This window comes from Achromobacter sp. LC458, from assembly GCF_001005835.2.
Lineage (GTDB): Bacteria > Pseudomonadota > Gammaproteobacteria > Burkholderiales > Burkholderiaceae_B > Achromobacter > Achromobacter spanius_B.
This window is the reverse complement of the sequence record NZ_LBHW02000074.1, coordinates 1-12,440: the sequence shown is the minus strand read 5'-3', so window position 1 is coordinate 12,440 and position 12,440 is coordinate 1. Positions and strand designations below refer to the sequence as shown.

Below are 12,440 nucleotides of genomic sequence, written 5' to 3'. Positions count from 1 at the left end.
GAATGAAAACTCAGGTTGCCTGACAGCGCGTTCAGGCGTTCGCGCATGTTGCGCAGCCCGATGCCGCGTCGCGGGTCTTCCTGCACCTGTGCATAGTCAAAACCGCGTCCATCGTCGGTGATGGTCAGGCGCAGATCGTGCGCCGAATAGGCCAACGTCATGTCGGCGCGCGTGGCGTGGGCATGGCGGATCACGTTGGTCAGCGCTTCCTGCGTCACGCGGAACAGCGCGGTGGCGTAGGCGTCCGGCAGCTTCACAGGCTGGCCGGTGGTGGACAGGCGCACGGCCAGCGGCGGCGCGCCGTCCGTGCTGGGAATGGCGAATTCCCTGCCCAGATGTTCCAGCGCGGCGGGCAGGCCCAGGTCGTCCAGCAGGGTGGGGCGCAGGTTATGCGAAATGCGCCGCACCTCGCCCACCGCCGTGTTCAGCCGGTCCAGCGCGCCGCCCAGCGGCTTGTCGATATGGGCATGGGCCTGGGGTTCGGCCGGCGGCGCCTGCCGTAATCTTTCCCGGGCGGCTTCCACCGATAGCTTGATGGACACGAGCACCTGGCTGATGCCGTCATGCAGCTCGCGCGACAGGCGCGCGCGCTCGTCCTCCTGCGACCGCACCACCTGTTGGGCCATCAGGCGCAGCTTGGCGTCGGACTGCCGGTGGTCGCTGATGTTCAGCGCCAGCCCACAGGCCGCCACAAACAGGATCGACACCACGGCAATGCCCGCCACCCAGGCGAACATGCCGCGGATGTTGGCCTGCGCGGCGGCATCGATACGCACCAGGGCCTGCTCCACGTCATCCAGATAGATGCCGGTGCCCAGCATCCAGCCCCACCGGTCCAGCACGACTACATAGCCCAGCTTCTCCACGGTCTGGTGCGTGGACGGCTTTTCCCACAGGTAATGCACCACCTCGCCTTGCTGCCCGCCCTGGCGCGCGGCCGCCAACAGGTTCTGGATGACGGCTTGCCCGCGCGTGTCGCGCAGGTTCCAGAGGTCTTGCCCCACCAGCTCGGGCTGGCGCGGGTGCATCAGGTTCTTGCCTTGCAGGTCGTAGACGAAGAAATAGCCATCGTGGCCGAACTCCATCTGCGCCAGCAGTTCCAGCGCTTTCTGGCGCGTGGCTTCGTCGTCGCCCGTGGCCTGCAACGGCGCCACGGCGCTGTAGGCCAGGCTGACATAGTGGCGCAACTCGCTTTCCTTGCTGGCCAGCCAGGCGCTTTCCACCACCTGCTTTTCGCGCTGTGCCAGCTGCAAGCCCTGCACGTAGACGGCCACGGTGATGGCGGCCAAGGCCACCAGCAACGGCACCGCTGCCAGCAGCAGGATCTTCAAGCGCAGCTTCATGGGAATTCTGTCTAAGGGGTGATTGGTGCGCCGCCGCATTGGGGCGGCCTGACGGAGGATGTTGATTAACAGCGAGGATTCACCGGATTCCGCCATTTTATGTTGCGGCGCATTGCGTAGTAATACGTACCCGGATTGCGTAGTTCCGCGCTTGTTGGCGGGGGGGCAAAACGAAATACTAACGCCCGCGTCCAGCAGGACGCAGCGCGGGCGCTTGCGCACCCGCCACCCCACAACAATGAGTCTGCCTTCCGCGAGACGAAAAAAGCGTTTCACGCCACAAGCATGGCGGGAGGCAAGAGGAGCACTTATGCAAACCAGCAGTAAGGGACTGGGTCAGCACCTGGTCTGGCTGGCGGTTGCGGTACTGGGCGCGTTTGCGCTGGGCACCGTGGCGCTGGCCAGAGGAGAGACCATCAACGCGCTTTGGGTGGTAATTGCCGCCGTCTGCGTCTACCTGATCGCATACCGCTACTACAGCCGCTTCATCGCAAAGAACGTGTTCCAGCTGGACGCCTCGCGCATGACGCCGGCCTGGAAGCACAACGACGGCCTGGACTACGTGCCTACTAATAAGCACGTGCTGTTCGGCCACCACTTTGCCGCCATCGCCGGCGCCGGCCCCTTGGTGGGCCCGGTGCTGGCCGCGCAAATGGGTTATCTGCCGGGCATGCTGTGGATTCTGGCGGGCGTGGTGTTCGCCGGCGCCGTGCAGGACTTCACCATCCTGTTCATCTCGACCCGCCGCGACGGCCGTTCACTGGGCGACCTGGTCAAGTCCGAGCTGGGCAAGATCCCCGGCGTGATCGCGCTGTTTGGCGCATTCATGATCATGGTCATCATCCTGGCCGTGCTGGCGCTGATCGTGGTGAAGGCGTTGACGCATTCGCCGTGGGGCACGTTCACGGTAGCCGCCACCATCCCCATCGCGCTGTTCATGGGCGTGTACCTGCGCTACATCCGCCCGGGCAAGATCGGCGAGGTCTCCATCATCGGCTTCGTCGGCCTGATGGCCGCCATCACCTTCGGCCAGGACGTGGCCGCCCACCCGGTGATCGGCCCCATGTTCGATTTCGACGGCAAGGGCCTGACCTGGATCCTGATCGTCTACGGCTTCATCGCCGCCGTGCTGCCCGTGTGGCTGCTGCTGGCCCCGCGCGACTACCTGTCCACCTTCCTGAAGATCGGCACGATTCTTGGCCTGGCGATCGGCATCGTGGTCGTGGCGCCGGAACTGAAGATGCCCGCGCTGACGCAGTTCGTGGACGGCACCGGCCCGGTCTGGTCGGGCAACCTGTTCCCGTTCCTGTTCATCACCATCGCCTGCGGCGCGGTGTCGGGCTTTCATGCGCTGATCGCCTCGGGCACCACGCCCAAGCTCATCGAAAACGAAATGCAGGCCCGCTACATCGGCTACGGCGGCATGTTGATGGAATCCTTCGTGGCCATCATGGCGCTGGTTGCGGCTTGCGTGATCGAGCCGGGCATCTACTACGCCATGAACAGTCCGGCCGCCGTCATCGGCACCACGCCGGACCAGGTTGCACAAGTGGTCTCCAGCTGGGGCTTCGTGGTCACGCCGCAAGACCTCATCCAGACCGCCAAGGACGTCGGCGAAAGCACCATCATTTCGCGCGCGGGCGGGGCGCCCACGCTGGCCGTCGGCATGGCGCACATTCTGCATCAGGCCATTGGCGGCCCGGGCATGATGGCGTTCTGGTACCACTTTGCCATCCTGTTCGAAGCGCTGTTCATCCTGACCGCCGTCGACGCGGGCACGCGCGCCGGCCGCTTTATGCTGCAAGACTTGCTGGGCACCTTCGCGCCTTCGCTCAAGCGCACCGATTCGCTGCCCGCCAACCTGATCGCCACCGGCTTGTGCGTGGCGGCCTGGGGCTACTTCCTGTACCAGGGCGTGGTCGATCCGCTGGGCGGCATCAACACCTTGTGGCCGCTGTTCGGCATCGCCAACCAGATGCTGGCCGCCATTGCGCTGACGCTGGGCACCGTGGTGCTGTTCAAGATGAAGCGCGACCGCTACGCCTGGGTCACGATCCTGCCCACGCTGTGGTTGCTGGCGTGCACGCTGACCGCTGGCTGGCAGAAGCTGTTCCATGCCGATCCGCGCGTCAGCTTCCTGGCCCACGCCAACAAGTACAACGCCGCCATCGCGCAAGGCAATGTGCTGGCGCCCGCGCATTCGCTCAAGGAAATGTCGCGGGTCGTGGTCAACGACTACATCAACGCCGGCCTGTGCGCGATCTTCATGTTCGTGGTGATCAGCATCGTGGTGTTCGGTGTGAAGTCGGTGCAGCGCGCCCGCGCCGAGAACAAGCCGACGTCCCGCGAGACGCCGTACGAAGCGCTGCCGGCCGCCGCCGGCGCCGACTGACCCCCAACGGAGACGCCGCATGCTGTTCAGCAACATGACCTCGGCAGCCGGCGCCGCCGGCCGCTACCTGGGCCAAACGCTACGGTTGATGGTCGGCGTGCCCGACTACGAAACCTATGTCGAGCACATGCGGCGCACCCACCCGGACCAGGAGCCGATGACCTACGAAGCCTTCTTCCGCGAACGCCAGGACGCGCGATACGGCGGCAAGAAGCGAATCGGCTGCTGCTGAGGTTGAGTGAAAACAGAAAACAAGCCCCCGTGTGGGGCTTGTTTATTTTGGGGTGGGGGTGGTGGAAGGCAGGGGATGCCCGACAAGCTGCGGGGTCATTCAACGACCCGAACCTGGGCGCGAATTACCACCTAGGTACACCGCCAGCCGCGCCTGATAGGCGAAAGAATCGGCATTCGAACTCATCGTTAACTCCGCACTCTGTTCAGGGTGTAAAGCACGTCGCGCCATTCCGCAGTACCCAGCGCCGCAAAAGAATCCAGTAGCCGAGCCTTGCCGGCCACCGCCTCTTGAATGCACTGCTGAATACGTGGGTGCGTTTCCAGATGCGGGTGCACCGTCAGATGCTTCAAGGCAAAGGTCACGCGGTCCGAGGCGTTGCGCAGCCCCAGCGCATGGGTGCGCCGCAGATGCGACAAGACCTTGGCAGCCGCGTGCGTCGCGGGGCCGGGCTTGTCCTGCATTAAGGGCGCCAGCACGCGCGCGTCGGCTGGCATCGGCTGATCGGCCAGCCGCTTCCATGCGGTCAACACGTTGCCAACCAGCGGCGCCAGGTGCTGCGCGTTCATGTCCGCCGTGTCGAAAATCGGCGTCGGCGTGTTGTTGTGGCTGCGCAGCTGCAACAAGCGGCCCGCGCTGTTCGGCACGATCCACTGCGTGATGGGGTTCAACCACGAGCCCATGCGCTCGCGCAAACTAACGGCCAACAACTCCAGCCGCAACGGTTCGAATAGGGGTATGACGCGCTGCGCATCCTGATCGGGCACCAGGCAGCGCTGCGCGAGGTCCTCGGCCAATACAGCCAAAGGCGAAGGGCTGTTCAGCCAACCGCACACCATGCGCTTGCCGCCGATGGGCTCGGCCAGCGCGGTGTTGACCGTCAGGCGCAGCACGTCCCGATCGAACCGCTGGCCCGCTTCAGCCAACGTGATCAGCTTGGGACAGGCGGACGTGTCGTGTGCCATGTCCGCACGCAAAACGGGCGCGATAGCCTCCGCTGGAAACCGCGCCAGCAGCTTGTCGGGATGCAAGGGGCTATCGTCGGCGCGATCAGCCTGGGGATCGATCAACAGATAAAAGCCCTGGTCGGCGTTTCGGGACCGGGCAAGCAAAGCCGCAAACGATGTCATCGTGGCGGCATCCGGCAAGAAGCCGGACAGCGGCAAAGTGCGTGCGTAGGCATAGCGTTGTCCTGGTTGCGCGGCGCGGCCACAAGGGCAGGGCGCCTTTCAAAAAGAAGTGCTGCCAGGGCTAATGCAATATCCATGCCATGCGCGGCGCTGGCACAAAACCCTCAACGCTATCAATGGCTTACGAACGTATCGTGTGTGACAGCCAGCGTGGTGCAATGCCTGCGATTTGAAATTGACCGGGTTTTAAACGAGAACCGAGCCAGTTCTGGCCCGATAAAAACTAAGCGCCGCCTTATCAACGACTTACGACGGGCCATATTTGGCTCGATCGAGCCAAATATGGCCCGACAGGTATGGTTTAAGCCCAAACGCGCGGGGCCCGGCTGCCGGGCAAGACTGGCCCGGCGCGCATCCCCGGTCAGGACAGTTCCAGCGCCCGTGCGCCTACCGCGCCGCCTATTCGTCCGACCGCCAAGACTTCCGGCGCGACTTGCGCGGTTTGGGCACCACCCCTAAACGCGGGTCGCGCGCCAGTGACAGCGCCGCCAGATGCGAGGCCAGCGCCTCGAACGCGTCATCCGACTGCGGTAGATACAGCCACTTGCCGAGCACGGGGTGCGGCAACAGGCTCGGCATCTCTTCGCACAGCGCCGCATGACGCTCGCGCGAAGTGCATACCATGACGCCATTCCAAGGCTCATCACGGTCGGCCACCACCAAATACAGCGCGCCATCCAGATACGCGGCATCGCAGCCAAACATCTTCCGTCGTTGATAATTGGCGTCGCGCTCCAGAGGCTCTAGCACCCACAGCAGCGAATTCTGGCGCGCAGCAAGTTGCTTTTTGGGCGGGGCAAAGAGGTCTGACGAGGTAGGCATGATGGCAAGTTTATGCCGATCACGCGCGCCGTTCATCCTGGATTTGCACGCCGCCTGGGAACGGCAGCTAATCCGAGGAAAGCAGTGTCGATTTTGGGCGGGCTACCGTAACGCTACATAAGTAGGACCCATTCACCCCATTCACGGGCCGTTTGTTCGCAAGAATGTGTGCGCCGGGAGTCTATGATGGTTCGTCGCATCGAATAGTGATTTCAACCATTTTTGATATGGCCAAAAGGTAAAATTTATGATCCCTGCCTGGAACCTTCAAGGCGTAATTCCGCCGGTACGCCCAGGTGCGCATGGTCACGACCCGGATCGTTCACCTTACCGATCATCACTTCAGTCGCTGGTTGACGCGATGGGGATCTCTCGCGCGCGATTGAACATTCTTGAAGGGCTTCTGAAATTCCGCGCCGCGATTCACGGAATTGGGATCGACACAGGGTTTCAATGGTTGAACGGCAGTTTTTCAGAACACGTGGAGATCGTTGAAGCCAGAGATCCGCGTGATGTGGATGTCGTGACGTTCTTGCATCTTCCCAATGGGCTGGACCAGGCAGCGCTCGTAGCCCGGAATCCTCGTCTTTTCGATCAAACGTATGTGAAGGACACCTATCACGTCGATGCCTATTGGGAGGTTTTAGGGCGCCCGCTGAAAGCCGAGTCGGTTCAATCAGTGTCCTACTGGTACAGCATGTGGTCCCACCGAAGAGACGGCGTGTGGAAGGGATTTGTCCAAGTGCAGTTGGAGCCGTCCGAAGATCTCGCCGCCGTTCAAGTGCTAGCTCAAGCCGAAGCCGAGCTTGGAGTCGAGACATGATTAATCGTGATGAATTCCTCATCTCCGAAATCCGACAACTGGAGCGAATGCTGGAGGATATTCCCGCGTCAGCAGCGATACAACGCATATCGATTGAAAATCGTTTAAACAGGGTTCGTGCTGCGCTCAAGCGAGAGCTGGCGTCGCCAGTACCCCCACGCGTGAAGCTTACCTTCCGAGGACGTCCGACGATCGGTAGCCACGGAATCGCGGCTGACTTTGGGGGAAAGGCAACCATCGCATTTGCTGATGCCTTCGCGGCAGTCGTTGCCGGGCTCAACGACAACCTTCAACTGATGGGGCCAATTCCTAATCGCGAAAAAAACCAGCTTTTGATCACTGGTACGGCCGTGGGTTCGTTTGGGTTCGAATTCGAGCTTCCCGCTGGCGGCCTTTTCCCCGAGCAAGAGAATACAGAAGAAGCACTGCGGAAGATGCAGTCTTTGCTAGAGGCCTCCGCCACGGGCAGCGATGACGACGTGGCGGAGTTAGTAGATGCAATCCACCCCCGTGCGGTGAAGAAAATCTCTGAGTTCCTATCGGTGTTATCTCAGTACCAGGCCTGGTGCGGCCTGGAGTTCAAGGATCGGATATTCAGATACGACGGCTTCGACCAGCTGACACGTTCTGCCAGCCGGCTTGGCGAAGAGAACATACAAGAAGCGGCGGAATCCTACGCGGGTGAGTTTGTGGGCATCCTTCCCAATTCGCGTACGTTTGAATTTCAGACGGCAGACGGTTTGATCAAAGGCAGGATAGGAGCTTCCATTGAAGATCCCGGCGTGATCCTCCGTGACTGGCTTAAGCGCAGCGTTCACATAACGTTAGCGGTCGTTCACGTTGGCCAAGGGCGCCCTCGGTTTACGCTAAATGATCTTCCCGATCACCGATAGAGCATCGTGTCGAGCAACTGGCCGTGGTCGGCCTTGTCCATACCCACGGTGCTTTGCATGGCCCTGGAGTCAGGCCCATCTTGTGATAAAGGCGGACAATGGTGTCAGGCAGCATTTCCGGAAGTGTTATTTGCCGTCTGAATCCATTGAAAAGTTCAAGGTAGCTTAATGATAAAAAGTTCTGCACTCTTCGCTTTATCGACCGCGCTCTTGGCGGGATGCGGTCCAAACAAAATCATTGTGGATCTGCCTTCGCCACAGGGCCAATACCACGTAGAAGTTCGCAAATGCGCTGAGCCCGGCGCCATGTCATCGACTTCGCAAACCCAGGTCTCGGTCCTGAAGTCCGGCGTATCAGAAAACTGCCAGTCTGCGGTGAATGCGTTGGCGCAGTTCCAGTCGTATGCGCCCGACGATCAACTGCAACTGGAATGGTTGTCGGAGGCGGAGCTTCGGGCATGGCATCCCGGATTTGATCCAAAGTCCGGGCCGCGTTCCGCTTCGTATAAGGCGGACAACCCGGTCAAAGTGATATTTGCGCCGGCCAAGTGATTTACACCGCAATGTCGTCGCGCGGCGTCCATGGGGTGCCGCCATTCGTGGACTCGCGCGCTACGTCAGCAACGCCAACGCGTCAACCAGCGACAGCACGGTGGTGCGCGACGCGAACGCGGTGGAAAACAGGTGCTCGTGCACAATCGAATCCGGGTCGTAGCAGCAGTCTTTGACGGTAAACAATCGGTAGTCTGCGTCGCTGGCATGCGCAATCGACGACAGCATCACGCCAGTGGACGCAATGCCCACCATCAGCAGCGTATCGATGCCTTGTGCCGATAGCCGCAATTCAAGGTCCGTACCAAAAAACACGCTGGCGCGATGCGCGATGATGATCGGCTCGTCGGGCTGCCGGCCCAATTCAGGGGAAATCTGGTCGCCGGTGAAAAGGCCAAGTTGCTTGATGCCTTGCCCGTTCTTGTTTAGCGGACTGACTTCGGGATAGCCCGGACTGAACCGAATCTGGGCGAAATAGACTTTGATCCCTTGCCGCCGTGCCGCGTCGCAAAGCGCGCGCGTATTCGCTAGCAAGGTGGGCGCGACAGAAGGGAACAGGTTGATGATGTCGGTCTGATAATGCATGACCAACAACGCGCTGCGGGCGGGCACGAGGGTGTCTAGGGTGCTCATGGGCGCGGGCTCCACAAGGCGGGCAGTTTCACCGCGGCATACCGCTTCGGTAGTGGCGTCATCGATATCAGGTTCCGGACGGGACTGTATTTTTTAGCACGAGGCGACGGAAACAAGTCAGCTAGACAGTTTACAAATGTCCAGCTAAAAAAGTGTCGGACCGCGTTATCCAGACAGCTTTAGCGGTTGTGCAAGTGAGGTGACTTGGACGCCAAGCTAGGTGCGAATTGCGGCGCGGTCACTGGCGGGGGACCGGTATCAAGGTTTCCATCTTTCTAGCCAGGCGCACTACGCGACTCCGCGTCGATTTGCGCCGGCCACCGGACTTTAGGCGCAAGACGCAGCGCAAGGTTGTAGGGCGGCACTTCGTCTGGATCGTTGAACGTGTCGACGGGAGGCAATGCGTCGGGTCCGTGCTGCATGTAGGCACGGACGTAATCCCACGAGCTGCCCTCATCCTGGCCCATGCTTAGGGGGAAGCGATCAATGACCTGGTTCGTGCCGGGCTTGACGACGGCGATGGATACGCCCCACGTGAAGATCAAACCGCCTTGCGCGGTGGCGCCGCGTTGGCGCCAGGCTTCGGCGCGAAGATCGTCCCAGTTGTAGGCGCGGGTTGTGACGTACCAGCGGGCGAAGGGGTTCCACCATATGTAGTGGAAGCTGTAGACGTAGACCTTGCGGCGCAAGCGATTGAAGCGGATGGGTTCGTCACGCGGAATAGCAGTGTCAATGCGAACGCAGAAGAATATAAGGATCACATCCACGAGAAACGCCCCTATCGGCGTGACGGGACTGCCACTCCCAACGGTCCACCAAGCATGTAGGCGGGGTACAGAATCCGCCAGTAAAAAAAAGCCAAAACCCGATATGAAAAGCATCAGGCCGCGCATCTTCGTAGAGCGACGAGATATCTCCAGGAAAGCTCCATCCAACGCGTTAATGACTGGCTGAGAATGAGATCGAACTTCAGAGGTAAATTCTTCAGCGGGCTGCGGCAAGTCGCGCTGCCCTCCTGCGCACGTTTGATTCAAAGCTGGGAATTTTCTAGTCACTTGGGTGCGGCCTGGGTCGAGTGTATCTTTGGGAACAAATTGTCGGATCTGCGCGTTGACGGCTCGATAAAGGCCCTTTTTGCTTTCTACCCTGGTCCACTACGCGACTCCGCATCCATTTGAGCCGGCCACCTGACTTTAGGCGCAAGACGCAGCGCAAGGTTGTAGGGCGGCACTTCGTCCGGATCGTTGAACGTCTCCACGGGAGGCAATGCGTCGGGTCCGTGCTGCATGTAGGCACGGACGTAATCCCACGAGCTGCCCTCGTCTTGCCCGACGCTTAACGGAAAGCGATCAATGACTTGGTTCGTGCCGGGTTTGACGACGGCGATGGATACACCCCACGTGAAGATCAAGCTGCCTTGCCCGGTGGCGCCGCGTTGGCGCCAGACTTCGGCGCGCAGATCGTCCCAGTTGTAGGTGCGGGTTGTGACGTACCAGCGGGCGAAGGGGTTCCACCATATGTAGTGGAAGCTGTAGACGTAGACCTTGCGGCGCAAGCGATTGAAGCGGATGGGTTCGTCACGGGGAATGGCGGTATCGACCCGAATCATAAAAATGGTCCACCAAAGCATTCCGACCGTAATCGGTATAGCTTTTATAAAGTGAGAAAACCCTGTCCTGCCTATGATGATTTTCGGCACTGCGAATACGAGCCACGCAATGCCGACCAAGGACAAGATGAGCATCAGCCCGCGCAATTTTTGCCCTCTGCGGCTGATTTCCAAGTGAATGTTGTTCATCGAATTGATGGGGGGCGGGGGATGCGGGCCGTCTAGCCGAGGTGCGGATTCTCCGGGCAAGGTGAGGTCGCAGACCCAATCTGGATGTGGGGCAGCTAACGTAGGTCCGTTGCGAGTGGGGAGATTCTTGGTCGACATTAATTTCCTGGATTGAATCTTGTGCAATTTTTCCAGCGCTCAATATGCTTACCGAGTAGAGATCACCGTTACTTCGGCGTGTCCTCCTTGATCAGCGATATCTGGCCAGTACTTGATTCGAAGCGTTGCAAATTCGATATCAGCCTCGCCGATATCAAGCAAAAGCGAGCCGCCCAGTACACCCGCGTCTCTGGTAGGTCGACGCGTTGCTTGGTCGTCTATTCGATATCCGGGGCGCTTGGGGTGGTCTGATATTTCGCCAATCCTGGGTGAGTTGTGATGCTCTGCAATTACGATTTGCTCAGGCGAGTAGCGCTTCAATGCCAAAGTCATGGCGTATCCCGACTTATTCGGATCCCACATGGGAAGCTTGACGTGATAAGTGAGCGTGGTTCCCCATTGCATTCCTGCGCCGATGGCTGGCAACGTAGATAATCGCGGTGCAAAACGAAATTCGAGATCTGTCTGCATCCCGATCAACGCAGCATTCAGCGCGCTAATGGCTATATCCTTGTCAATATTGGCCGCGGTAGTTTTCTGAGTTTCTAGGTCTTCGCTCGCGTACCTCGGGATGCTGGGGACCGATTTGGCCGAGTTCCACCAGATGGAAGGCGTTTCGTCATGGTTTCCAAAGTAGCAGCGGCGTGCCCATTGTTCGATTGCCGTTGACTCGCTGCCCTTAGCAGAAATGGAAACTGCGCAGGCCAGCATACCCAGGGCGATAGCCCATCCAAGCGGTCCTAGCAATGAGGAGGCGCTCGCCCAAGCCGCGTATGTTGCTGCCAAGCCGGAGGCGGCCGACAGGATGCCAGCATAGATATAGCTGTCTCGTGCTTCGCCATCGCCAGACCGCATTGCTCGTACTGCGGCAGTTCCAAACTGCACCCCCTCAACAACCCCCGACAGAGCACTTGTCACGCCGCCAAAGCGAATCATCCCTTTGCCCAGCGTCAACGCATTCACCGCGCGTACTTCGGCGACAGCGGCTTTCTCCATCGCCCGGGCCACGCTTCTTATTCCCAACCCCGTCGCTTCAATGCTGACGCCCACCACCCCCACTGCGCTTGCCGCCACGCCCGCGACGGCTTCTGGGTATTTGTCTCCCATCACGCGCTCCAGGTCTTGCAGGCTTCTTGCCAGCCCATCTTGCTGAAAGAACAACGCGCCCATGGACAACGCTAAATCCAAGTTCGCCATCCCGCGTATTCCAACAAAGGCGGTATGCGCCCGTAGCTTTGCATCCGCAGCAGTGGTTCGTAGTTGCCCGGCTATTGCATGTGCCTTCGGTTCCAGGCCGCCAATGCCCACCACCACGCTGCGCCAACCGCCTTCCAGGGTGTCCGCCGTGGCGTTGGACATTGCAGTTAGCTTGTTTTTCAGTCCTTCAGCGGTATCCGCCACCCAGAACGTGGCTTTGAATATGTGGTTCTGTGCCGGACCCGGCAGGGTCAGCATGCCGCTGAATATCAGCGCGCGAGCCTTCTTGCCGGTTTCCTTTGCGGCCTTGTCGTATTCCTGGCGCATCTGTTGGGTGAGTAATTCCTGATACTCGCCCAGCGTCAGTTCGATCTGAACGCGCAGCATTTGGACGCGCTCGCACAGCAGCAGGGCGGCTTGATGCACG

At 60.2% G+C, this 12,440-nt stretch carries 12 protein-coding genes; 5 read left to right on the top strand and 7 right to left on the bottom strand.

Annotated features, from left to right (window positions below):
* Positions 1 to 1,343 (bottom strand): cache domain-containing protein (locus YH64_RS29400; protein WP_143215608.1); only part of this gene is annotated, 1,343 nt, incomplete at its 3' end.
* 310 nt (positions 1,344 to 1,653) lie between these two features.
* On the opposite strand from YH64_RS29400, the gene YH64_RS29395 reads away from it, so the two are divergent.
* On the top strand, positions 1,654 to 3,735 hold the full coding sequence (locus tag YH64_RS29395) for a carbon starvation CstA family protein (RefSeq protein WP_046806849.1): 2,082 nt from the start codon (positions 1,654 to 1,656) through the stop codon (positions 3,733 to 3,735).
* Positions 3,736 to 3,754: 19 nt separating this feature from the next.
* Complete coding sequence (locus tag YH64_RS29390; protein WP_104145677.1) at positions 3,755 to 3,967, top strand: YbdD/YjiX family protein; 213 nt, start codon at positions 3,755 to 3,757, stop codon at positions 3,965 to 3,967.
* Between the two features lie 188 nt (positions 3,968 to 4,155).
* Here YH64_RS29390 and YH64_RS29385 read toward each other — a convergent pair whose 3' ends face one another.
* Together YH64_RS29385 and YH64_RS29380 are read right to left on the bottom strand one after the other, a co-directional pair.
* Positions 4,156 to 5,097: a hypothetical protein gene (locus tag YH64_RS29385; protein ID WP_143215607.1), complete on the bottom strand. Its 942-nt coding sequence runs from the start codon at positions 5,095 to 5,097 to the stop codon at positions 4,156 to 4,158.
* Between the two features lie 459 nt (positions 5,098 to 5,556).
* A complete protein-coding gene (locus YH64_RS29380; protein WP_046806863.1) occupies positions 5,557 to 5,979 on the bottom strand; it encodes a hypothetical protein in 423 nt (140 codons plus the stop codon).
* Between the two features lie 247 nt (positions 5,980 to 6,226).
* Between YH64_RS29380 and YH64_RS29375 the strand changes: the two genes are divergently transcribed.
* The 3 genes from YH64_RS29375 to YH64_RS30700 all read left to right on the top strand — a co-directional run bounded on the left by YH64_RS29375 (position 6,227) and on the right by YH64_RS30700 (position 8,247).
* Complete coding sequence (locus YH64_RS29375; RefSeq protein WP_046806851.1) at positions 6,227 to 6,802, top strand: hypothetical protein; 576 nt, start codon at positions 6,227 to 6,229, stop codon at positions 6,800 to 6,802.
* Positions 6,799 to 7,695: a hypothetical protein gene (locus tag YH64_RS29370; RefSeq protein ID WP_046806852.1), complete on the top strand. Its 897-nt coding sequence runs from the start codon at positions 6,799 to 6,801 to the stop codon at positions 7,693 to 7,695. Before YH64_RS29375 ends, YH64_RS29370 begins: the two co-directional genes overlap by 4 nt.
* A 306-nt stretch (positions 7,696 to 8,001) precedes the next feature.
* Positions 8,002 to 8,247, top strand: coding sequence for a hypothetical protein (locus YH64_RS30700; protein WP_223265025.1), 246 nt, complete (start codon positions 8,002 to 8,004; stop codon positions 8,245 to 8,247).
* Positions 8,248 to 8,307: 60 nt separating this feature from the next.
* Here the strand turns inward: YH64_RS30700 and YH64_RS29360 are convergent, their stop codons facing one another.
* The 4 genes from YH64_RS29360 to YH64_RS30300 form a co-directional block, all read right to left on the bottom strand.
* Complete coding sequence (locus YH64_RS29360) at positions 8,308 to 8,880, bottom strand: isochorismatase family cysteine hydrolase (RefSeq protein WP_046806854.1); 573 nt, start codon at positions 8,878 to 8,880, stop codon at positions 8,308 to 8,310.
* Between the two features lie 275 nt (positions 8,881 to 9,155).
* Complete coding sequence (locus tag YH64_RS29355; RefSeq protein ID WP_046806855.1) at positions 9,156 to 9,647, bottom strand: DUF6708 domain-containing protein; 492 nt, start codon at positions 9,645 to 9,647, stop codon at positions 9,156 to 9,158.
* A gap of 374 nt (positions 9,648 to 10,021) precedes the next feature.
* The gene (locus tag YH64_RS29350) at positions 10,022 to 10,678 is read right to left on the bottom strand and encodes a DUF6708 domain-containing protein (protein WP_255444870.1); all 657 of its coding nucleotides are present in this window, start codon (positions 10,676 to 10,678) and stop codon (positions 10,022 to 10,024) included.
* 186 nt (positions 10,679 to 10,864) lie between these two features.
* Positions 10,865 to 12,440 (bottom strand): hypothetical protein (locus YH64_RS30300; RefSeq protein ID WP_221935935.1); only part of this gene is annotated, 1,576 nt, incomplete at its 5' end.